The sequence below is a fragment of the Methylobacterium sp. Leaf94 genome (assembly GCF_001426045.1).
Lineage (GTDB): Bacteria > Pseudomonadota > Alphaproteobacteria > Rhizobiales > Beijerinckiaceae > Methylobacterium.
The window spans coordinates 21,135-41,385 of the sequence record NZ_LMRM01000002.1; the positions used below are offsets into that span (position 1 = coordinate 21,135).

21 protein-coding genes and 1 riboswitch are annotated in these 20,251 nt (G+C 70.3%); of the genes, 15 read left to right on the forward strand and 6 right to left on the reverse strand.

Annotated features, from left to right (window positions below; genetic code table 11):
* Positions 1-211: 211 nt before the first annotated feature.
* A complete protein-coding gene (gene serB, locus ASG63_RS01865) occupies positions 212-1,108 on the reverse strand; it encodes a phosphoserine phosphatase SerB (protein WP_056211529.1) in 897 nt (298 codons plus the stop codon).
* A gap of 19 nt (positions 1,109-1,127) precedes the next feature.
* Here serB and miaA point away from each other — a divergent pair, with 19 nt between their 5' ends.
* Positions 1,128-2,090 (forward strand): tRNA (adenosine(37)-N6)-dimethylallyltransferase MiaA, encoded by a 963-nt coding sequence (gene miaA / locus ASG63_RS01870; protein ID WP_056211530.1) that lies wholly within the window; start codon positions 1,128-1,130, stop codon positions 2,088-2,090.
* Here the strand turns inward: miaA and ASG63_RS01875 are convergent.
* A complete protein-coding gene (locus ASG63_RS01875) occupies positions 2,068-2,934 on the reverse strand; it encodes an NAD(P)-dependent oxidoreductase (protein WP_056211797.1) in 867 nt (288 codons plus the stop codon). The genes miaA and ASG63_RS01875 overlap by 23 nt on opposite strands.
* Positions 2,935-3,010: 76 nt before the next feature.
* Complete coding sequence (gene moaA / locus ASG63_RS01880; protein WP_056211532.1) at positions 3,011-4,048, reverse strand: GTP 3',8-cyclase MoaA; 1,038 nt, start codon at positions 4,046-4,048, stop codon at positions 3,011-3,013.
* Positions 4,049-4,209: 161 nt separating this feature from the next.
* Here moaA and ASG63_RS01885 point away from each other — a divergent pair, with 161 nt between their 5' ends.
* From ASG63_RS01885 to ASG63_RS01920, 8 genes are all read left to right on the forward strand, one after another.
* Entirely contained in the window at positions 4,210-4,683 is a 474-nt protein-coding gene (locus ASG63_RS01885) for a gamma-butyrobetaine hydroxylase-like domain-containing protein (RefSeq protein ID WP_056211534.1), read from the forward strand.
* A gap of 45 nt (positions 4,684-4,728) precedes the next feature.
* Positions 4,729-6,102 carry an MATE family efflux transporter gene (locus ASG63_RS01890; protein ID WP_056211536.1) on the forward strand — a complete coding sequence of 458 codons (1,374 nt, stop codon included), beginning with the start codon at positions 4,729-4,731 and terminating at the stop codon, positions 6,100-6,102.
* A gap of 186 nt (positions 6,103-6,288) precedes the next feature.
* Complete coding sequence (locus ASG63_RS01895; RefSeq protein ID WP_056211538.1) at positions 6,289-6,852, forward strand: iron transporter; 564 nt, start codon at positions 6,289-6,291, stop codon at positions 6,850-6,852.
* 5 nt (positions 6,853-6,857) lie between these two features.
* On the forward strand, positions 6,858-7,199 hold the full coding sequence (locus tag ASG63_RS01900; RefSeq protein ID WP_056211540.1) for a cupredoxin domain-containing protein: 342 nt from the start codon (positions 6,858-6,860) through the stop codon (positions 7,197-7,199).
* Positions 7,200-7,350: 151 nt separating this feature from the next.
* On the forward strand, positions 7,351-8,676 hold the full coding sequence (locus ASG63_RS01905; RefSeq protein ID WP_244479790.1) for a 4Fe-4S binding protein: 1,326 nt from the start codon (positions 7,351-7,353) through the stop codon (positions 8,674-8,676).
* A 47-nt stretch (positions 8,677-8,723) separates the two neighbouring features.
* Complete coding sequence (locus ASG63_RS01910; protein WP_056211543.1) at positions 8,724-9,548, forward strand: FTR1 family iron permease; 825 nt, start codon at positions 8,724-8,726, stop codon at positions 9,546-9,548.
* A gap of 6 nt (positions 9,549-9,554) precedes the next feature.
* Entirely contained in the window at positions 9,555-9,926 is a 372-nt protein-coding gene (locus ASG63_RS01915) for a tRNA-binding protein (RefSeq protein WP_056211545.1), read from the forward strand.
* A 43-nt stretch (positions 9,927-9,969) separates the two neighbouring features.
* Positions 9,970-10,308 carry a hypothetical protein gene (locus ASG63_RS01920; protein WP_056211547.1) on the forward strand — a complete coding sequence of 113 codons (339 nt, stop codon included), beginning with the start codon at positions 9,970-9,972 and terminating at the stop codon, positions 10,306-10,308.
* Here the strand turns inward: ASG63_RS01920 and ASG63_RS01925 are convergent.
* A complete protein-coding gene (locus ASG63_RS01925) occupies positions 10,286-10,651 on the reverse strand; it encodes a DUF167 family protein (protein ID WP_056211550.1) in 366 nt (121 codons plus the stop codon). The genes ASG63_RS01920 and ASG63_RS01925 overlap by 23 nt on opposite strands.
* A 174-nt stretch (positions 10,652-10,825) precedes the next feature.
* On the opposite strand from ASG63_RS01925, the gene ASG63_RS01930 reads away from it, so the two are divergent.
* The 4 genes from ASG63_RS01930 (at position 10,826) to ASG63_RS01945 (ending at position 14,462) form a co-directional block, all read left to right on the forward strand.
* On the forward strand, positions 10,826-11,710 hold the full coding sequence (locus tag ASG63_RS01930) for an HpcH/HpaI aldolase/citrate lyase family protein (protein WP_056211552.1): 885 nt from the start codon (positions 10,826-10,828) through the stop codon (positions 11,708-11,710).
* A gap of 82 nt (positions 11,711-11,792) precedes the next feature.
* Positions 11,793-12,389 (forward strand): hypothetical protein, encoded by a 597-nt coding sequence (locus tag ASG63_RS01935; protein WP_056211554.1) that lies wholly within the window; start codon positions 11,793-11,795, stop codon positions 12,387-12,389.
* Positions 12,390-12,505: 116 nt separating this feature from the next.
* Positions 12,506-13,612 carry an alkene reductase gene (locus ASG63_RS01940; protein WP_056211557.1) on the forward strand — a complete coding sequence of 369 codons (1,107 nt, stop codon included), beginning with the start codon at positions 12,506-12,508 and terminating at the stop codon, positions 13,610-13,612.
* A gap of 49 nt (positions 13,613-13,661) precedes the next feature.
* The gene (locus ASG63_RS01945) at positions 13,662-14,462 is read left to right on the forward strand and encodes a hypothetical protein (RefSeq protein ID WP_056211559.1); all 801 of its coding nucleotides are present in this window, start codon (positions 13,662-13,664) and stop codon (positions 14,460-14,462) included.
* A gap of 12 nt (positions 14,463-14,474) precedes the next feature.
* On the opposite strand, the gene ASG63_RS01950 is transcribed toward ASG63_RS01945, so the two are convergent.
* Together ASG63_RS01950 and ASG63_RS01955 are read right to left on the reverse strand one after the other, a co-directional pair.
* Entirely contained in the window at positions 14,475-14,780 is a 306-nt protein-coding gene (locus tag ASG63_RS01950; RefSeq protein ID WP_056211561.1) for a hypothetical protein, read from the reverse strand.
* The gene (locus ASG63_RS01955; protein WP_056211563.1) at positions 14,777-17,074 is read right to left on the reverse strand and encodes an FdhF/YdeP family oxidoreductase; all 2,298 of its coding nucleotides are present in this window, start codon (positions 17,072-17,074) and stop codon (positions 14,777-14,779) included. The genes ASG63_RS01950 and ASG63_RS01955 overlap by 4 nt, the downstream gene beginning before the upstream one ends.
* A gap of 307 nt (positions 17,075-17,381) precedes the next feature.
* Here ASG63_RS01955 and ASG63_RS01960 point away from each other — a divergent pair, with 307 nt between their 5' ends.
* Positions 17,382-17,693, forward strand: coding sequence for a hypothetical protein (locus tag ASG63_RS01960; protein WP_056211564.1), 312 nt, complete (start codon positions 17,382-17,384; stop codon positions 17,691-17,693).
* Between the two features lie 76 nt (positions 17,694-17,769).
* Positions 17,770-17,971: riboswitch (cobalamin riboswitch) on the forward strand.
* A 108-nt stretch (positions 17,972-18,079) separates the two neighbouring features.
* On the forward strand, positions 18,080-20,248 hold the full coding sequence (locus ASG63_RS01965; protein ID WP_082559138.1) for a TonB-dependent receptor: 2,169 nt from the start codon (positions 18,080-18,082) through the stop codon (positions 20,246-20,248).
* The last annotated feature ends 3 nt before the right edge of the window (positions 20,249-20,251 follow it).

Genomic DNA, 20,251 nt, shown 5'->3' on the forward strand with positions numbered 1-20,251 from the left:
CGGAGCCCGGGATCCAGAAACACAGGTGGCGCAAGGTCTTGCGGGGTCGGCGGTTCTGGATTGCACGCCGTTGGCGCGCCCCTTCGGGTCCGGGCTCGCCTGTGGCGCCCCGGAATGACGGCGCGGTGTCGGCTGTGGTCAGGCCGGAAACCCGCGCGCAGCACCATGTCATTCCGGGGCCGCCCAAGGTGCCCCGGCATGGCGCCGCCGCTCAGCCCACGAATTCGGCCGACGAATACCCCTGCAGGTAGAGCAACGCCGTGAGGTCGCCGTGGTCGATGCGCACCTGCGCGGCGGCCGCCACCTTGGGCTTGGCCCGGAAGGCGACGCCGAGGCCGGCCTCGGCGAGCATGTCGAGGTCGTTGGCTCCGTCGCCCACCGCCAGGGTCTCCGCGGCGTCGAGGCCGAAGCGGCTGCGCAGGGCGACCAGGGTCGCGCGCTTCGTCTCCTTGTCGACGATCGGCTCGATCACCTCCCCGGTGAGCCGGCCGTCCTCGATGCCCAGCGTGGTGGCGTGGGCCTCGTCGAAGCCGATCCGGGCTGAGACCGGCCCGGTGAACAGGGTGAAGCCCCCGGAGATCAGGCAGGTGTGGGTGCCATGGGCCTTCATGGTCCGCACCAGGGTGCGTCCGCCCGGCGTCAGGGTGATGCGCGCTTCGATCAGCGCGTCGATCGTGTCCACGGGCACGTCCCGCAGGAGGGCGACGCGCTCGCGCAGGGCCGGGCCGAAGGCGATCTCGCCCCGCATCGCCCGCTCGGTGATGGCGGCGACCCGGTCCTTCAGGCCGATCGTGTCGGCCAGCTCGTCGATGCATTCCTGCTCGATCATGGTCGAGTCCATGTCGGCCAGGAACAGGCGCTTGCGCCGGTGCGGACCGGCCTCGATCACCGCCACGTCGATCGGCTCGTGGGCCAGGGCCGCGCGCAGGCGCCGGGCCAGCGCCGGCGCATCGGCGGACGCGCCGGGGACCAGCACCTCGGCGGCGACCTCGCCATGCAGGATGCGGGACTGGTGTTCGGTGCGCAGCACCGCCCGGGTCTCGGCCAGCACCGCATCGGTGATGGCGGGGCGGCTCTCGTTTGCTATCAGGATCGCGACGAGGGTCATCCGGGAGTTTTCCACGCCAGTGTCGCCGGTCACGCAACGCACGCACGCGCAGGTTTTGCCGGCGGCGATCCTCATCGCAGGGCCGACCGCCTCGGGCAAGTCGGGCCTGGCGCTGGCGCTCGCCCGCGATTTCGACGGAGTGGTGATCAACACCGACTCGATGCAGGTCTATGCCGACCTGCGCCGGCTCTCCGCCCGGCCGAGCGCGTCCGAGGAGGCCGAGGCGCCCCACCGTCTCTACGGCCACGTGGACGGCGCGGTGAACTACTCGGCCGGGCACTTCGCCCGCGAGGCGGCGCCGCTGATCGGCACGCTGCGCGCGGAGAAGCGCCTGCCGATCTTCGTCGGCGGCACCGGCCTGTATTTCCGCGCTCTGGAGGAGGGGCTCTCGGAGCTGCCGCCGGTGCCGGACGACGTCCGGTCGGCCCTGCGGGCGCGGGCCGAGGGCCGGGCGACGGAAGCGCTTCACGCCGATCTGGCCGAGCGCGACCCGGCCGGGGCGGCGGCCCTGCGCCCCAGCGACCGGGCGCGGGTGATGCGCGCCCTCGAGGTGTTCGCGGCGACCGGCCGGCCCATCGCGGAATTCCACGGGGCCCGCACCCCCGGGCCGCTGTCCGGCCTGCCGCTCGTGAAGCTGTTCCTGGCCCCCGAGCGCGAGGCCCTGCGCCGGGCCATCGACGCGCGCTTCGAGGCGATGATCGCGCACGGGGCGCTGGGCGAGGTCGAGGCCCTGCGCGACCGGCGCCTCGACCCGCTGCTGCCGATCATGCGCGCCCACGGGGTGCCGGGCCTGATCGCCCATCTCGACGGGACGCTGTCGCGAGCGGAGGCGATCCGGCGCGGGCAGGGCGACACGCGGCGCTACGCCAAGCGCCAGTTCACCTGGTTCCGGCACCAGATGGGGCCGGACTGGCTCTGGACCCCGCCCGAAGAAGCCCTCGGGCGGGCGCAGGCGGCGCTTACTTCTCCAGGCGGGCGATGAGGGACGAGGTGTCCCAGCGGTTGCCGCCCATGCCCTGCACGTCGGCGTAGAACTGGTCGACCAGGGCGGTGACCGGCAGCTGCGCCCCGTTGCGCCGGGCCTCGGCCAGGAGGATGCCGAGGTCCTTGCGCATCCAGTCCACGGCGAAGCCGAAGTCGAACTTGCCCGCGTTCATGGTCTTGCCGCGGTTCTCCATCTGCCAGGAGCCGGCGGCGCCCTTGGAGATCACCTCCAGCACGGCCTCGACGTCGAGGTTCGCGCGCTTGGCGAAGTGCACGGCCTCGGACAGGCCCTGGACCAGCCCCGCGATGGCGATCTGGTTGACCATCTTGGTGAGCTGGCCGGAGCCGGCCGGGCCCATCAGGCGGCTGGCGCGGGCAAAGCACAGGATCGCGGGCTCGACCGCCGCATAGGTCTCGGCCTCGCCGCCGCACATCACGGTGAGGGCCGCGTTCTCGGCGCCGGCCTGCCCGCCCGAGACGGGGGCGTCGATGAAGCCGAGGCCGGCGGCCCCGGCGGCGTCGGCGAGCTCGCGGGCGACCTCGGCCGAGGCGGTGGTGTGGTCGACGAAGACCGCGCCCTTCTCCATGCCAGCGAAGGCGCCGTCCGCGCCGAGGGTGACGCTGCGCAGGTCGTCGTCGTTGCCCACGCAGGCGAAGACGATGGCCTGGCCCTTGGCGGCCTCGCGCGGGGTAGCCGCAAAGGCGCCGCCATGGGCGGCGACCCAGGCCTCAGCCTTGGCGGCGGTGCGGTTGTAGACGGTGACCTCGTGGCCCTTGGCGGCGAGGTGGCGGGCCATCGGGCCACCCATCACGCCGAGGCCCAGAAACGCGACCTTCGCCATCATAATCTCCGCTCGTATCCTGAATACGAGCGGGGTCTAGGAACGATGCTCCCGAGCGTCAAACCATCGCGGAGACTTATCCGCCGGTGACGCTCATGTGGCGCGGCACGGCGGCCGGGCGGGCCCGTTCGATGACGAAGTCGTGGCCCTTGGGCTTGCGCGCGATGGCGTCGATCACCGCCTGGGTCACCAGGGCATCGTCGGGCGAGGCGCGCAGGACCGCGCGGAGATCGGCCGCATCCTCCTGGCCGAGGCACATGTAGAGCTTGCCCGTGCAGGTCAGGCGCACCCGGTTGCAGCTCTCGCAGAAATTGTGGGTCAGCGGCGTGATGAAGCCCAGGCGCCCACCGGTCTCGGCGATGCGGACATAGCGGGCCGGGCCGCCGGTGCGGTCGGGCAGGGGCGTCATCGTGTAGCGCTGCTCGAGCCGGGCGCGGGCCACCGAGAGGGGCAGGAACTGGTCGGTGCGGTCGCCCTCGATCTCGCCCAGCGGCATGACCTCGATGAGCGTCATGTCCATGCCGTCGCCGTGGGCCCAGGCGATCATGTCGGCGATCTCGCCCTCGTTGACGCCCTTCAGCGCCACCGCGTTGATCTTGACCTTGATGCCCGCCTTGCGCGCCGTCTCGATCCCGTCGAGCACCACCTTCAGGTCGCCCCGGCGGGTCACGGCGCGGAACTTGTCCGGGTCGAGGGTGTCGAGGGAGACGTTGACGCGGCGCACGCCGAGTTCGGCGAGTTCGGGCGCGAAGCGGCCGAGTTGCGTGCCGTTGGTGGTCATCGTCAGCTCTTCGAGCGCGCCCGTGTCGAGGTGGCGGGACAGGCGCCGGAACAGGTGCATGATGTCGCGGCGGACCAGCGGCTCGCCGCCGGTGATGCGCAGCTTGCGCACGCCGCGCTGGATGAACACGGCGCAGAGCCGGTCCAGTTCTTCCAGGGAGAGCAGGTCGCGCTTGGGCAGGAACTGCATGTCGTCGGACATGCAGTAGACGCAGCGCAGGTCGCAGCGATCGGTGACCGAGATGCGCAGGTAGGTGATCGCCCGCTGGAACGGGTCGATCAGCGGCGCGGGCGCGATCGGGGCAGCGTCGTCGGTGGCGCGGGGACCCCACATGCGGGATTCTGTGCTCTGTTGGGGTGAGAAAACGTTGGCGCGGTCGCGTGACGAACCTAACATGGCACGTCATATGAGGTCTCGCACCCTCGCGGGCAAGTTTGCGTCGGTCGCAGGGGCCATGCAACCCGTGCGGCCGACGCGGCCGGAAGGAAGCCATCATGACTCAACAGGCTGTCGATCCGCACGCGGCCCCGGCCGCATCCGAGCGCTGGCCCACCGAGATCCGCCTCTCGGGTGACAAGCGCACCCTCAACGTCGCCTTCGAGGATGGCGGCCGCTTCGCCCTGCCGGCGGAGTATCTCCGCGTCTCGAGCCCCTCGGCCGAGGTCCAGGGGCACTCGCCCTCCGAGCGCAAGGTGATCGGGGCGAAGCGCGACGTGGCGATCCTCAAGGTCGAGCCGATCGGCAACTACGCCGTCAAGCTGACCTTCGACGACATGCACGACACCGGTCTGTTCGGGTGGGGCTACCTCTACGATCTCGGGCGCGAGTACCGGAACCGCTGGGCGACTTACCTGTCCGAGCTGGAGGATCGGGGCCTGAGTCGCGATCCCGTTCGCCGGGCCGCGAAGCCGACCCCCACCCCGAGCGAGGGCGGCGGAAGCTGCGGCAGCGGCTGCGGCTGCCACTGAACGGATCGACCGCCGCCCAGAAGGCCGCTGCAGGACCCCATCGATATGACGCCCTCGACCAGCCCGGCGACGAGCCGGCGCGTCCTCGCGCTCGCGCTGCCGATGACGCTCGCCAACGTGACGACGCCGCTTCTCGGCTTCGTCGGCGCCACCGTGATCGGCCGGCTCGGCGATGCCGCGCTCCTCGGCGCCATGGCCCTGGGCGCGGTGATCTTCGATGCGATCTTCTGGTCGTTCGGTTCACTGCGCATGGCCACCGCCGGTTTGACCGCGCAGGCGGTGGGGGCAAACGACCGCGCCGAGGTCGACCGGACGCTGGCCCGCGCCCTCGCGGCGGCCGTCGTGGTCGGGCTGGTGATCGTGGGGCTGCAGGGGCCGATCGGCCGGGCGGCCTTTTCCTTGAGCGGCGCGAGCCCCGCGGTGATCGCCGCGCTGGCGGCCTATTTCCACATCCGCATCTTCGCGGCCCCCTTCACCCTGGCGAACTACGCCATCCTCGGCTCGGTGCTGGGGCGCGGGCGCACCGATCTCGGGCTGATCCTGCAGGTCGCCATCAACCTCACCAACATCGTCCTCACCCTGGCCCTGGTCCTCGGCGCGGACATGAGCGTCGCCGGGGCCGGGCTTGCCACCCTGATCGCGGAGGCGGCCGGCGCCGGCCTCGGCCTGCTCCTGCTGGCGCGGCTCGGCTCGCGCCCCTTCGCGGTGCCGTTCCGGGTGGTGCGCGATCCCCTGGCGCTCGCCCGGATGCTCAGCGTCAACGCCGACGTGATGATCCGGACCCTGCTGCTGGTGGGCTGCATCACCCTGTTCTCGGCGCTCGGCGCCCGCTCGGGCGACGTGGTGCTGGCGGCCAACGCCGTCCTGTGGAATCTCTTCATGATCGGCGGCTTCTTCCTCGACGGCTTCGCCACCGCCGCCGAGACCCTGTGCGGCCAGGCGGTGGGCGCCCGGGACGAGGCCCGCTTCCGCCGCGCCGCCACCTTGAGCCTGCTCTGGTGCCTCGCCTTCGGCGGCGCCATCGCGGGCGGGTTCCTCCTCGCCGGCAACGCCTTCATCGACGCGGTGACCACGAGCCCGGAGGTGCGGGCCATGGCCCGGCTCTACCTGCTGCCGGCGGCACTGGCGCCCTTCCTGGCGGCGCTGCCCTTCGCCTTCGACGGCATCTACATCGGCGCCACCTGGACCCGGGCGATGCGCGACCTCATGCTCGTGGCGAGCGCGGCCTACGGCCTCGCCCTCCTCGCCGCCCACGCGGCCGGCCTCGGCAATGGCGGCCTCTGGCTCTCGTTCCTGATCCTGCTGGCCGGGCGCGGAATCAGCCAGGCGCTGGCCTATCCGGGCCTGACGCGCCGGACCTTCTCTCCGACGGGCGCGATCCCTCGGGAGAAGCACGCGGGGGACTTCACGCCTGCGTGACGCGGGTCCGACACGGCGGCGCGTCGGCATTGGCGTCGTCAGTCACGCACAAGATCAGCGACCGCGACTGCATCAGGGTTTACTTGGGCGCTCAGGTAGAGTTTTAGTTTGGAATTGTTCTTATTAAGGAACGTGACGAAAAAGCCTCTTTGCTTGGTTTATCGTCTGGTCTACGCGCTAGATACGATGCGCAAGAATCTCCGCTCCTCCCTCGCCCTGGTCGTTCTCGTCGCCGGCGCCGTCTCCCTCGGGAGCGGGGCCCAGGCGAAGGAGACGCCCATCGGCCCGCACGTGACCCAGAACGGGATCGAGGTGGGGGCCGTCTACCTGCAGCCGATCGAGATGGATCCGCCGGACATGATGCGCGCCGCAGCCGCGTCCGACATCCATCTGGAGGCCGACATCCACGCGGCGAAGGACAACCGCAACGGCTTCGCCGAGGGCGACTGGGTGCCGTCCCTGACGGTCAGCTTCGAGATCACCAAGCTGGAGGGCGAGGCCGCCACCGGGCCGAAGGTGACCGGTTCGCTGATGCCGATGGTCGCCAATGACGGTCCGCATTACGGCGACAACGTCAAGCTATCCGGCCCCGGGCGCTACCGCCTCAAGCTCACCGTCGCGCCGCCCGGCCCGCACAGCCATTTCGGTCGCCACGTCGACAAGGAGACCGGCGTTGCCGAGTGGTTCAAGCCCTTCGACCTGATCCAGGACTTCACCTTCGCGGGTATCGGCAAGAAGGGAGCCTACTGAGCCCCATGGCCGTTCTCTCCCGAACCCTGACCGCCGCCCTCGCGGCCGGTCTACTGGCCGCCGCCGGTCCGGCGCGCGCCGAGGATCTGCCGGTCATCAAGGTCGAGATGAAGGACGGGACCATCACCCCGGACGTCATCGAGGTCCCGGCCAACACCCGCTTCAAGCTCGAGATCACCAACACGGGCACCAGCCCGGTGGAGTTCGAGAGCGTGGAACTGAAGCGCGAGAAGGCGCTGGCCGCGGGCGCGACCTCCTCCATCGTGTTCCGCACCGTCGACCCCGGCCGCTACGACGTCTTCGACGACTTCCATCCCAACTCGAAGGCCACCCTGGTGGCGAAGTGATGCGGCTCCGATAACACTGGCGAACCCAACCGGAATGGCAGCCTCGACGTCCCTCAAGCCGCACGACGCCGGCTCCCCGCGCGGCGCCCGGACGCCGCGCGACGTCCGGGATGCCTGGATCGACGCGAAGCTCGCGGAACTCGGGCAGTGGATGCAGCGACACGGCGGCACGATCCGCGCCATCCAGTGGGGCGTGGTCGGCGTCTACCTCGTGCTGGTCGCGGTGCCGGCCTTCCTGCCGCTGCCCGACCGCAGTGCGCACCTGTGGAACAACCTGACCGTCTTCGCCCAGTTCGCCTTCTGGGGCATCTGGTGGCCCTTCGTGCTGGTGAGCATGGTGGTGGTCGGCCGGGCCTGGTGCGGCATCCTCTGCCCCGAGGGGGCGCTGACCGAGTTCGCCAGCCGCTGGAGCCTGGGCCGCGCCGTGCCGCGCTGGATCACCTGGGGCGGCTGGCCGTTCATCGCCTTCGCCGGGACCACGGTCTACGGCCAGATGGTCAGCGTCTACGGCTACCCCAAACCCGTGCTGGCGGTGCTCGGCGGCTCCACCGTGGCGGCGATCGTCGTCGGGCTGCTCTACGGCCGCAACAAGCGGGTCTGGTGCCGCTATCTCTGCCCCGTCAACGGGGTCTTCGCGGTGCTGGCCAAGCTCGCGCCGGTGAGCTTTCAGGTCGATCACGCGGGCTGGGCGGCCTCGCCGAAGCCGCGCGGTGACACCTTCAACTGCGCGCCGCTGGTGCCGGTGAAGACGATGACCGGCGCGGGCGCCTGCCACATGTGCGGGCGCTGCTCCGGCTATCGTGGGGCCGTGCGCCTCGCCCGGCGCTCGCCCACCCACGAGATCGTCCACGTCGCCGGCACCGAGCCTAGCCTCGACCAGACCGTGCTGATCCTGTTCGGCATGATGGGCCTGGCCGTCGGCGCTTTCCAGTGGTCGTCGAGTCCCTGGTTCATCGACGTCAAGCAGGCGCTGGCCACCTGGCTGATCGAGCGCGGCACGACCTGGCCCCTCGAGACCACGCTGCCCTGGTACATCCTGACGAACTATCCCGAGCACAACGACGTGCTCAGCCTCCTCGATGGCGGGCTCCTCCTGGGCTACATCGCCGCCGCCGCGATCGTCCTCGGCGTCTCCCTCTCGGGCCTCGTGGCCCTGGCCACCCTGTCCCTCGGCTGGTCGCGGGCCCGCTTCCACCACCTTACCCAGGCGCTGATCCCGGTGGCGGGCTGCGGCGTGTTCCTCGGCCTCTCGGCGCTGACCGTCACCTTCCTGCGCGGCGACGGCATCCTCATTCCCTACGTCTCGGAGATGCGCGCCGCGCTGCTGCTGGGCACCAGCCTGTGGAGCGTCTGGCTCGCCTGGTCGGTGGCCGGCCTCTCGGCGCGGGGCCTGCGCCGCTTCGGGGCGACCCTCGGCATCGCCGCCGCCTGCGCCCTCTCGGTCTCCGGCTGGGTGCTGCTGTTCTGGATCTGGTAGGGCGGCCGTCTCGGCCGCGACCGTGAACTCGTAAAGGAATTCTCCGCATGATCGGAGCCTTCGTCATCGCCTTCCGCGAAGTCATCGAGGCGGGCCTCATCATCGGCATCGTGCTCGCCGCCACCCGCGGCATCGCCGGGCGCGGACGCTGGATCGCCCTCGGCGTCCTCGGCGGCCTCGCGGGCGCGGCCCTGGTGGCGCTCTTCGCCGAACGCATCTCCGACGCGTTCGAGGGCGCGGGGCAGGAGATCCTCAACGCCGGCGTCCTTATCGTCGCGGTGCTGATGCTGATCTGGCACAACACCTGGATGGCCAAGCACGGGCGCGAGCTCGCGGGCGAGTTGCGGGCCGCCGGCGAGGCGGTGCGCACCGGCCAGAGCACGGCCGCCGGCCTCGCCCTGGTGGTCGGCGCCGCGATCCTGCGCGAGGGTGCGGAGCTCGTGCTGTTCCTCTACGGCCTCGTGGCGTCCGGCACCTCCGGGCCGGACATCCAGTTCGGCGCCCTGGCCGGCGTCGCCGTCGGCGCAGCGACCTCCTCGGTGAGCTATTTCGGCCTCGCCGCGATCCCGACCCGCTACGTCTTCTCGGTGACGAGCGGCCTCATCGTCCTCCTGGCGGCGGGCCTCGCGGCGCAGGCCGCGCAGTTCCTCACCAATGCGGGCCTGATCACCGTGCTCGACCGGCCCCTGTGGAACACCTCCGCCGTCCTGCGGGAGGACAGCCTCGTCGGACGCGTGCTCCACGCCCTCGTGGGCTACACCGACCGCCCGAGCGGCATGCAGGTGCTGGTCTATCTCGGCACCATCCTGGTCATGGTCGCGCTGATGCAGGTGTCGTCCACCGGCAAGCGCCGCCAGCTCCGCACCGCCTGAGCGTCCATGCACGTCACCCACCCCGCCGATGCACCGGCCGCCCCGCCCATCCCCTTCGACGCCTTCCTGGCGGTGGATATCCGCGTCGGGACCGTCGTCTCGGCCGAGCCGTTCCCCGAGGCGCGCAAGCCGGCCCTGAAGCTCGTCATCGATTTCGGGCCGGCGATCGGCACCAAGCGGTCGAGCGCGCAGATCACCGAGCATTACCGGGCCGAGGACCTGCCCGGCCGGCAGGTCGCCGTCGTGGTGAACTTCCCGCCGCGCCAGATCGGCAAGTTCCTGTCGGAGGTGCTGACTCTCGGATTCGCCGATCCGAACGGGGCCGTGGTGCTGGTCCGCCCGGACCAGACCGTGCCGAACGGCAGCCGCCTGTTCTGAGGGCGGGTTGCCGGACGGTCGGTTTTTCGCCATCCCTGTCCGCATGAGCGACCACGGACACGACGAATCCGGCATAGAGTGGGACGATGGGTTCGCCGATCAGCTGATCGGCGCGACGCTCTTCGTCGGCATCACCTATCTCGATCACGACGGAACCCTGATCCGCCGCGAGCAGGTCTTCGGCCGCGTCGAGACGGTGGATGCCGAGGCCGGGATCACGATCCGGCCCTTCGACGGCGCAGCGGCCTTCACGATGGTGCCGATCCTCGAAGCCATCGAGCCGGCCGATCCCGGTTCGTATCAGCTCTCCCCCGATGACCCGGTGGTCGAGAACCCCGACTATACGGTGGTGTTCAGCCTCACCGCCCCGCTCCGCCACTGAGGGCGTCACCGCCCTTCCGGCGCAGGGTGGCACCCTTGGTCCACGCGGCCAACCGGGCGGCGAGCGCCGCGCCGTCGCCGGACAGGGCGACGATCTTGAGGCGGGCGGTTTCGCCGGAGACGATCCGGATATCGGACCGGCGGAGCTTCAGGGCCTTGGCCAGATAGGCGAGCAGCGCCGCGTTGGCGGCGCCCGCGACGGGCGGTGCGGCCACGCGCACCTGCAGGGCGACGCGCCCTTCCGCATCCGCCACCAGACCGTCCAGCCCGTCGCGGCCCGCCCGCGGTGTCAGGCGCAGGGCGAGGCGCAGGCCGTCCGGGGTCACTTGGTAGGGCTCGCTCATCCGTATCCGACCCTCCAAGGCCCGGCCCGAAATCCGTGTCGCCGGACAGGGGCGGACCGCGTTCGCCGCGTGCGTTGCAACAAAATCGCTGGAATGCCACGTCAATCCGGCGGTATCGGGGTGTCTCGCCTGACGTGTTGCACTAAGCTTCAGCGAAAATCACGGGAACGCCAGATGTCCGACCTCCGCTTGCGCCGCAGCGTGCTGTATATGCCCGGTTCGAACCAGAGGGCGCTCGACAAGGCCAAGACCCTGTCGGCGGATTCGCTGATCCTCGACCTGGAGGATGCGGTGGCGCCCGACGCCAAGGACGTCGCGCGCGAGCAGGTCTGCGCTGCGGTGAAGGGCGGCGGCTACGGCGAGCGCGAGATCATCATCCGCGTCAACGCCCCCCAGACCCCCTGGGGCGAGGCTGACCTGAAGGCGGCGATCCAGGCCCGCCCCGACGCGATCCTGATGCCGAAGGTGTCCTCCCCGGCCGTGCTGGAGAGCATCGCCAACCACCTCGAAGCCCTCGACGCCCCCGAGAGCATCGCCGTCTGGGCGATGATCGAGACCCCGGCGGCGATCCTCAACATCCAGGAGATCGCCAAGGCGCAGCGCGACCGGCGCACCCGCCTGACCTGCTTCGTGCTGGGCACCAACGATCTCGCCAAGGACACCTGGGCCCAGCTCGTGCCCGGCCGCGTGCCGATGCTGCCCTGGATGATGTTCACCCTGGCGGCCGCCCGCGCCGAGGGCCTGACTATCCTCGACGGCGTCTGGAACGACATCGAGGACGTGGCGGGCTGCCGGGCCGAGTGCCAGCAGGCCCGCGACCTCGGCTTCGACGGCAAAACCCTGATCCACCCCAACCAGCTCGAGCCGGCCAACACCTGCTTTGCCCCCTCCGACGAGGAGGTCCGCCGCGCCCGCCTCGTCATCGAGGCCTTCGACCGCGCGGAGAACGCCAAGCGCGGCGCGATCAAGATCGAGGGCCGCATGTACGAGCGCCAGCACATCGGCATGGCCCGCCGGGCGGTGAACTGGCGCGAAGCGATCGCCGCCAAGGGGTATTGAAGCCGCGTCCGGCCTCGATGATCCTCGATCATCCATTTGCGGATCGCCCGTCTCTGGCGCGGCCAACGACGGGCGGACTTCGTTGAACATCGAGATCCCGGGTGAGATCACCTTCTCGCGGACCTACAACATCCCGCCGATTTCGGTATCGCTTCCGCTGACAGCCGGGGCCCGCACGTTCGCGCAGGTCGCGATCACGGCCATCGCGTGGTGCTTCATGATGCCCACCCTGGCGTTGTTCGTGATGCTGCTCTGGCACGCCTTGACGGTCGCAGCCGATCCCGGCGGATCGGTGCTGGTCCTGTGCGCCCTGGCGTTCCTGCTGTTGGCTTTCATGCCGATCGCTCTGTTCGGTCTGGAAGATTTCACCCGGGCCGGACCGACCCTGATCCTCGATGCCGAAGGCATCACGGATCGACGGGGCGGTCTCACCATTCCGTGGACCGACATCGCTGCCGTGCGGATCGTGGCGAGCCGGAACGAGACCGGTATTCGTCTCACCCTGCGCACGCCCATCCAACCTCGCCCCCTGTTCGATCGGGGCAGCGAGCGCTTCCTCGGGCGTCGGTCGTCGGATCAGTATCGCGTTGGGCTCAGCCGCCTGACCGTCCGGCCGCACGTTCTCGGCCAGACCGCGCTCGCTCTGGTGCGCGCGCATGGCGGGACCGTGGAGCGCTGATCGCCTCAGCTCCCGAAGCGTAGCCCGGGGCGGAACACCCTTCGGCGCCGGTGCTTGTCCCGGCTGATGCCTGGCACCGCTTCGTGCCCGGCCCCATCCAGGACACAGCCGACCGCATGAGCCCGATCCTTCAGCCCTTCACCCTGGGCGACCTCACCCTGAAGAACCGCGTCGTGATGGCGCCGCTCACCCGCAGCCGCTCCTCCACCGAGGGCGTCCCGCCGGACTTCGCGGTGGATTACTACGCCCAGCGCGCCAATGCCGGCCTCATCATCAGCGAGGCCACCAACATCTCGCCCCAGGCGGTGGGCTACGCCTACACGCCGGGGATCTGGAGCGACGCGCAGGTCGAGGCCTGGAAGCCCGTCACCGCCGGCGTGCACGCCAATGGGGGCCTGATCTTCCTCCAGCTCTGGCACACGGGCCGGATCTCGCATCCCGATGTGCAGCCGGACGGACAGCTGCCGGTGGCCCCCTCGGCGCTCAAGCCCGAGGGCACGGCCTTCACGGAATCCGGCATGCAGCCGCACGTGACGCCGCGGGCGCTGGAGACGGACGAGATCCCGGGTATCGTCGAGGATTACCGCCGGGCCGCCGAGAACGCCAAGCGCGCCGGCTTCGACGGCGTCGAGATCCACTCGGCCAACAACTACCTGCTCGAGCAGTTCGTGCGCGATTCCACCAACCACCGCACCGACCAGTACGGCGGCTCGATCGAGAACCGCCTGCGCTTCCCGCTGGCCGTGGTGAAGGCCGTGACCGAGGTCTGGGGCGGGGGCCACCGCGTCGGCATCCGCCTGTCGCCCGCCACCACCGAGCCCGGCAAGACCCCCCTCGACAGCGACCCCAAGGCGACCTTCGGCGCCTACGTGGAGGCCCTGAACGCCTTCGGCCTGCTCTACGTCCACACCATCGAGGGCGTGACGCAGCAGACCCGCGACGTGCCGGATTCGGTCGATTTCGGCCAGATCCGCGAGCGCTTCCAGGGCGCCTATATCGGCAACAACCAGTACACCCTGGAGCTGGCCGAGAAGGACCTCGCGGAGGGCCGCGCCGACCTCTTCAGCTTCGGCCGCCCCTACATCGCCAACCCGGATCTGGTGCAGCGCCTCGAAACCGGTGCCCCCCTGGCCGAGGCCCCGAAGTCCTACTGGTACGGCGGCGGCGCCAACGGCTACTCGGACTGGCCGGGCATGAACGGCCCGGTGGCGATCAAGCGCTGAGCGGGCAAGAATCGCAGTGCCTGGTTGATGTGGAGGTCCTTCGTAAGGAATGGCTGCCACGCTCGGCGCCATGACGATGCGTGGATTTCGAGCGGCCTTCGTTGTGTTCGGCCTCATTGGCGCCGCCGTCTCGGGCGGCGCCGTGAGAGCGGCGCCGAGCGTGCAGGTCATCTATCTGCTGCCAGCCGACCGTCAGGAGTCCGAGAGTTACCGGCGTGCTGCCGAGTTCGGAGTCAGGCATTTTCAAGCTTGGCTGAGCGATGCGCTCAGGGGCCCGACCTTTCGCCTTGCAGATCCGGCGGTGCGCATCGTCCGGTCCGAGAAGAACGCAGCTTGCTTTCGCTCCACCGACCGACACACCGGCTACAGCGCATTCTATCGCAATACGGTGGATGAACTCGCGCGTATGGGCGTTGTCCGGTTCAACGATCCCGCCTCACGCTTTTTGGTCTACGTCGATGCTGACCATGCCTGCGGACAATCCGGCGCTGGTGGCAGTGGCGTCGCCGTTGTCTCGGCCAACGACCTTCGCGGCTTGTCTGGCGAGCGTATTGTTCCTGCCTGCGACAGGGCGAATGGAGCTGAAATTGCGGGAAGGTGCCGCTGGATCGGCGGTATCGGGCATGAGTTTTTGCACACGATCGGATTGATGCATCCGGACCGGTCACCAGCCTGCCAAACTGCCCAGTGTCGTGCCGAGGCCTTGATGATGCAGGGCTATATCACCTATCCGCGTGCGATTCTGCTCGATGAGGAGAAGGCGCAGCTTCTTCGCTCGCCGTTCATCGAGACGGGTATCCGGACGGAAGCCCGTGACTGCACCGAGGTGATCGCCCCCTCGGTCCGCTGACCCTCGAACAACCTAACCATGCAGCTGCGCCAGCACCGCATCCCCCGCCGGGCTGGCAACGTAGCGCGTGCGCTGGGTCCGCGCGTTCCGGTCGGTCAGGGCGAGGAGTCCCGCCTCGCTCGCCAGCGTCTCGACGGCGCGCAGCACCAGGGCGTGCTCCAGGTCGAAGACGCGGGCGAAGCTGCGGCTGTCGCGGGCGAGGTCGAGGTGGAGGGCGGCGAGAATGCCGGCCTCCAGGGTCGAGAGTCCGGGCTGGAGGGCGACCACCGCGTCGGTGGCCGCCAGGAAGGTCTCCGCGTCGGCCGGCGGTTCGCTCATGCGGCGGCCGGCGCGCGCAGGCGCACCAGCACCGACTTCGAGGTCGGCGTGTCACTGCCCTCGCCGAAGGTGGAGAGCGGCACGAGGACGTTGAGCTCCGGGTAGTAGCCGGCGAGCGATCCGCGCGGCATGTCGAAGGGCACGAGGCGGAAATCCTCGGCCACCCGGGTCACGCCGTCGTCATGGGTGCCGACGATGTCGACCCGGTCGCCCGTTCGGGCCCGGATCTCGGCCAGGTCGTCCGGGTGTGCGAAGACCACGCGGCGCTCGCCGTAGACGCCGCGGTAGCGGTCGTCGAGGCCGTAGATCGTGGTGTTGTACTGGTCGTGGCTGCGGAAGGTCTGGAGCACGAAGGTGTCGCTCGCGCGCTTCGCCCGCTGGTGCTCCGTCGCCTCGGGCAGGGGATCGGCGGAGAAGTTGGCCCGGCCGGTGGGCGTCTCGAAGCTGCGCTCGGCGGCGAGGTTCTTCAGCATGAAGCCGCGCGGGCGCCGGACGCGCAGGTTGTAGCCGGTGAAGCCCGGGATCGTACGCTCGATCAGGTCGCGGATGCGGTCGTAATCGTCGGCGAGGGCCGCCCAGTCGACCCGCGCGGAACCGACCGTCGCCGCCGCCATGCCGGCGATGATGCCGATCTCGGAGCGCAGCTCGGCCGAGGCCGGCTTGTTGATGCCGCCCGAGCCGTGGACCATGCTCATGGAATCCTCGACCGTGACGATCTGGGTCTTGCCCTTCGCGTTCCGGTCGATCTCGGTGCGGCCGAGGCAGGGCAGCAGGTAGGCGACGCGGCCCGGCACGAGGTGCGAGTGGTTGAGCTTCGTCGCGATGTGGACGGTGAGTTCGCAGGAGGCCAGGGCCTTGGCCACAAGGGTGGTGTCCGGCGTGGCGCGGGCGAAGTTGCCCCCGAGGCCGATGAAGGCCTTCGACGAGCCGTCGAGCATGGCCCGGATGGCGGCGAGCACGTTGTGGCCGTGCGCGCGCGGGGCGGTGAAGCCGAATTCCCGCTCCAGGGCGTCGAGGAGGGCGGCCGGCGGCTTCTCGTTGATGCCGACGGTGCGGTCGCCCTGCACGTTGGAATGGCCGCGTACTGGGCACAGGCCGGTGCCGGGGCGACCGACATGGCCGCGCAGCAGCATCACGTTGGCGAGTTCCCGGACGGTAGCCACCGAGTGGCGGTGCTGGGTCACGCCCATGGCCCAGGTGCAGATCACCTTGTCGGCGGCGAGATAGACCCCGGCCGCGACCTCGAGGTCGGCCCGGGCCAGGCCGGACTGGTCCTCGATGGATTCCCAGGGGGTGGCGTCCACGGTGGCCCGGTAGGCCTCGTAGTCCGCGGTGTGGTTGCGCAGGAAGGTCCGGTCGAGCAGCGACGGCTGGCCGACGGCCAGGGCCGCATCGTCGGCCGCGAACACCGCCTTGGCGATGCCCCGGAACGCCGCCATGTCGCCGCCGAGGCGTGGCTGGTAGTAGTGGCTCGCCACCGGCGCGCTGGCGCCGCGCAGCATCTCCACGGTGTTCTGCGGGTCGGCGAAGCGCTCCAGCCCGCGCTCACGCACGGGATTGAACACCACGACCTTCGCGCCGCGCTGGGCCGCCCGCCGCAGGTCGCCGAGCATGCGCGGATGGTTGGTGCCGGGGTTCTGCCCGACGACGAAGATCGCGTCGGCTTTCTCGAAATCCTCCAGCAGCACGGTGCCTTTGCCGACGCCGATGGCCGCCTGGAGGGCGATGCCGCTGGCCTCGTGGCACATGTTGGAGCAGTCGGGGAAGTTGTTGGTGCCGTAGTGCCGGGCGAAGAGCTGGTAGACGTAGGCGGCTTCGTTCGAGGCGCGGCCCGAGGTGTAGAACTCGGCCTGGTCCGGGTGGTCGAGCCCGCGCAGGGTGGCGCCGATTTCCGCGAAGGCGGCGTCCCAGGTCGTGGCGACGTAGCGGTCGCTGGCCGCGTCGTAGCGCATCGGATGCGTCAGGCGGCCCTCGCCCTCCAGGGCGTAGTCGGTCCAGCCGCGCAGCGCGCTCACGGTGTGCTTGGCGAAGAACTTCGGCGGCGTGCGCTTGTCGGTGGCCTCCCAGGACACCGCCTTCACGCCGTTCTCGCAGAACTCGAACGAGGACCCGTGCGCCGGATCGCCCCAGGCGCAGCCGGGGCAGTCGAAGCCGTCGGGCTGGTTGGCCTTCAGCATGGCGCGCGCACCCGACAGGGGCGCTCGGCTTCCCAGCAGGTGCTTGCCGCAACTTTTCAGGGCCCCCCAGCCGCCAGCCGCGGAGGAGCGCTTCGGGGTCGCGACCGGATGATCCATGACGGGGTCCTGAGGGGCAGGGCTCGCATGGCCGACGATCGGCCGCGAAGCGGAGCAGTCTCGCCCCAGCGATATCGCGATGCACAGCGCGCGCTCAATCGCGCGAAAACGCAGGCCAGTCATGCCGTTAGGGGTCCCATGCGTTTTTTGCAGAGCCGATGAAGACCGGGTTAAAACCGTTCCAGGCCGCAATGCGGAAAATCGGGACCCTCCTCTTCGGCCCCGGTCCCTGGCGGAGGGCGGGTCGATCGCCTAACCCTCGGGCCGGATCGGCCGCTGGAAAGCGGGGAAGACGGGAGCGTGGGAGATGCGGACGCCGGTGAGGATCTTCGCGGCGGCGGCCGTCGGCCTCGCGGTCGGCCTCGCGGTGATGGCGCATGACCGGCAGGTGGGCGCCGAATGGGCCGTGTCGGCCGAGCAGATCGCCGACGCGCAGGCCTACGGCAAGCCCGGCGTGGAGCTTCCGCCGGGCCACATGGTGACCGCGCCCCAGCGCAGCGAGGGCGCGGAGCGCCTTCCCCTGAAATGGATCCTCCTCGGCCTCGCGGCCGGTGGCGCGGTCCTGGCCGGCACGGGCCACCGGCGCGCGCCGGCGCGGAAACCGGATGACCGACCCTGACGCCCGACGCCTGTCGCCTGCCGGGCACACCGGCCCGAAAACCCCGCGCGGCCATTGACGCCGTCACCGCGTGTCGGGCTTCCTGGCGTCGGACGGTTCCTCCCCGGAGGATCAAAAGGGAACGCGGTGAGGAGTTTTGCTCCAACGCCGCGGCTGCCCCCGCAACTGTAAGCGGCGAGTTCCTCATCAGCACGTCACTGGGTGTCTCGACATCTGGGAAGACGATGAGAGGGCGGTGACCCGCGAGCCAGGAGACCTGCCGTCAGTCGTGGTCACACGCGAAACGCATCGGGCGGGGTGTCCTGGTGGGTGTCGGGGCGGATGCCGTGCGGCATCCGGGCCGGCCTCGTTCGCGGTGACGTGCCACAGACGTCGCCCGAGGTCCCATGTCGTCCTCCCGTTTTCGCTCGTTTCCCCGTTCACGGCCCACCGCCCGATCCTGGCTCCTCGGCGCCTGCGCCGGTTTCCTGCCCTACGGCGCCGGGATTCCGGACGCGTTCGCCGAGACTGCGCAGGCGGACCTCGCCGAATTGTCCGTGACCGCCGAGGCCCCGGCCAGCGGTGGCCGCGGGCCGGCCGCCCATGCGGGATTCGTCGGCGGCGTCACCGGCATCGGCGGCGGCCTCCGCAGCGTCGATGCGGCGAGCGCCGGCGTGATCTCGGGGGCGGCACTCAACGGCCGGCCGATCACCCGGCCCGGCGAGGCGCTCGAGAGCGTGCCCGGCCTCATCGTCACCCAGCATTCCGGGGAGGGGAAGGCCAACCAGTTCTTCCTGCGCGGGTTCAACCTCGACCACGGCACCGACATCGCGCTTCACGTGGACGGCATGCCGGTGAACATGCGCACCCACGCCCACGGCCAGGGCTATGCCGACCTGAATTTCCTGATCCCGGAACTCGTCGGCGCGGTCGAATTCCACAAGGGACCCTACTTCGTCCGCGACGGCGACTTCGCCTCTGCCGGCTCGGTGCGGATCGACTATCTCGACACGGTCGCGCGCAACCTCGCGCTGACGTCGCTCGGCAGCTTCGGCTACAAGCGCGCCCTCAGCATCGCCTCCGCGCCCCTCGGCGAAGGCCACCTGCTCGTGGCCGGCGAGGCCCAGACCTATGACGGCCCCTGGGACGTGCCCGACCGCCTCGCCAAGCTGAACGCCGTCGTCCGCTACAGCCAGGGCACGGCCCTCGACGGCTTCGCGCTGACGGGCATGGCCTACTGGGCCAAGTGGAACGCCACCAACCAGATCCCGGAGCGCGCCGTGGCGGAGGGGATCATCGGCCGCTTCGGCTCCCTGAATCCCACGGACGGTGGCGACACCGGCCGCTTCTCCCTCTCAGGCCGCTGGAGCCGGACGAGCGACGCCGGCATCACCCGGGCGAGCGGCTACGTCATCCGCTACGGCATGAACCTGTTCAACGACTTCACCTACTTCCTCAACGATCCGGTGAACGGCGACCAGTTCCGCCAGCGCGACAGCCGGGTGCTCGGCGGCGGCGAGGTCAGCCACACCGTCGAGGGCACCCTGTTCGGCTTGGCCGTGGAGAACGAGATCGGCCTCCAGACCCGCACCGACGCCATCCGGGTCGGCCTGTTCAACACCACGGCGCGGCAAACCCGCTCGACCGTGCTCGATGACCGGGTGCTGGAGGCGAGCGCGGCCCTCTACGTCGAGAGCCGGATGCGCTGGACCGACTGGCTGCGCACCAGCGTCGGCGTGCGCGCCGACGGGTTCTCCGCCGATGTCCGCTCGGACACGCCGGCCAATTCCGGCACGGCCCGGGACGGGATCGTCAACCCGAAGCTCGGCCTCGTGCTGGGACCCTGGTTCGACACCGAGGTGTTCGTGAACTACGGGGGCGGCTTCCACTCGAACGATGCCCGCGGCGTCACCGCCACGGTGGATCCGGCGAGCCCGCTCTTCAACATCAGCCGCTCGCCCTTCCTCGTGCCCTCGACGGGCTCGGAGATCGGCCTGCGCAACCGCAGCCTCGCCGGGCTGGAGACGGCGGTGACGCTGTTCCAGCTCGACTTCGCCTCCGAGAACCTGTTCCAGGGCGACAGCGGCACCACCGAGCCGAGCCGTCCCACCCGCCGCTTCGGCGTCGAATGGACCAACCGCTACGCGGTGACGCCCTGGCTCTCCCTGGAGGGGGACCTGACGGTGACGAATGCCCGCTTCGCGGACCGCGACCCCGTCGGCAACCGAGTCCCGGAGGCGCCCACCACCATCGCCTCGGCCGGGTTCACCTTCGGCGAGGGGCCGGGCTGGTTCGGAGCGATGCGCCTGCGCTACTTCGGGCCGCGGCCGCTGATCGAGGACAATTCGGTGCGCTCGCGCCCGACGGCGCTGGTCAACGGGCGGGTCGGCTACAACTTCGACAACGGAATCAGCCTGTCCCTCGACGTGTTGAACCTGACCAACGCCCAGGCCGATCAGATCACCTACTTCTACACCTCCCGTTTGCCCGGCGAGGCGGCGGACGGCGTCGCGGACCGGCACTTCCACCCCGTCGAGCCGACGGCGGTGCGCCTGACCCTGGCGGGGCGGTTCTAGGTC

What these genes read in the sequence shown, in the direction of transcription:
- serB (WP_056211529.1), bottom strand. Translation starts at nt 1,108, where the DNA reads ATGACCCTCGTCGCGATCCTGATAGCAAACGAGAGCCGCCCCGCCATC.
- ASG63_RS01875 (WP_056211797.1), bottom strand. Translation starts at nt 2,934, where the DNA reads ATGGCGAAGGTCGCGTTTCTGGGCCTCGGCGTGATGGGTGGCCCGATG.
- moaA (WP_056211532.1), bottom strand. Translation starts at nt 4,048, where the DNA reads ATGTGGGGTCCCCGCGCCACCGACGACGCTGCCCCGATCGCGCCCGCG.
- ASG63_RS01885 (WP_056211534.1), top strand. Translation starts at nt 4,210, where the DNA reads ATGACTCAACAGGCTGTCGATCCGCACGCGGCCCCGGCCGCATCCGAG.
- ASG63_RS01890 (WP_056211536.1), top strand. Translation starts at nt 4,729, where the DNA reads ATGACGCCCTCGACCAGCCCGGCGACGAGCCGGCGCGTCCTCGCGCTC.
- ASG63_RS01895 (WP_056211538.1), top strand. Translation starts at nt 6,289, where the DNA reads ATGCGCAAGAATCTCCGCTCCTCCCTCGCCCTGGTCGTTCTCGTCGCC.
- ASG63_RS01900 (WP_056211540.1), top strand. Translation starts at nt 6,858, where the DNA reads ATGGCCGTTCTCTCCCGAACCCTGACCGCCGCCCTCGCGGCCGGTCTA.
- ASG63_RS01905 (WP_244479790.1), top strand. Translation starts at nt 7,351, where the DNA reads ATGCAGCGACACGGCGGCACGATCCGCGCCATCCAGTGGGGCGTGGTC.
- ASG63_RS01910 (WP_056211543.1), top strand. Translation starts at nt 8,724, where the DNA reads ATGATCGGAGCCTTCGTCATCGCCTTCCGCGAAGTCATCGAGGCGGGC.
- ASG63_RS01915 (WP_056211545.1), top strand. Translation starts at nt 9,555, where the DNA reads ATGCACGTCACCCACCCCGCCGATGCACCGGCCGCCCCGCCCATCCCC.
- ASG63_RS01920 (WP_056211547.1), top strand. Translation starts at nt 9,970, where the DNA reads ATGAGCGACCACGGACACGACGAATCCGGCATAGAGTGGGACGATGGG.
- ASG63_RS01925 (WP_056211550.1), bottom strand. Translation starts at nt 10,651, where the DNA reads ATGAGCGAGCCCTACCAAGTGACCCCGGACGGCCTGCGCCTCGCCCTG.
- ASG63_RS01930 (WP_056211552.1), top strand. Translation starts at nt 10,826, where the DNA reads ATGTCCGACCTCCGCTTGCGCCGCAGCGTGCTGTATATGCCCGGTTCG.
- ASG63_RS01940 (WP_056211557.1), top strand. Translation starts at nt 12,506, where the DNA reads ATGAGCCCGATCCTTCAGCCCTTCACCCTGGGCGACCTCACCCTGAAG.
- ASG63_RS01945 (WP_056211559.1), top strand. Translation starts at nt 13,662, where the DNA reads ATGGCTGCCACGCTCGGCGCCATGACGATGCGTGGATTTCGAGCGGCC.
- ASG63_RS01950 (WP_056211561.1), bottom strand. Translation starts at nt 14,780, where the DNA reads ATGAGCGAACCGCCGGCCGACGCGGAGACCTTCCTGGCGGCCACCGAC.
- ASG63_RS01955 (WP_056211563.1), bottom strand. Translation starts at nt 17,074, where the DNA reads ATGGATCATCCGGTCGCGACCCCGAAGCGCTCCTCCGCGGCTGGCGGC.
- ASG63_RS01960 (WP_056211564.1), top strand. Translation starts at nt 17,382, where the DNA reads ATGCGGACGCCGGTGAGGATCTTCGCGGCGGCGGCCGTCGGCCTCGCG.
- ASG63_RS01965 (WP_082559138.1), top strand. Translation starts at nt 18,080, where the DNA reads ATGTCGTCCTCCCGTTTTCGCTCGTTTCCCCGTTCACGGCCCACCGCC.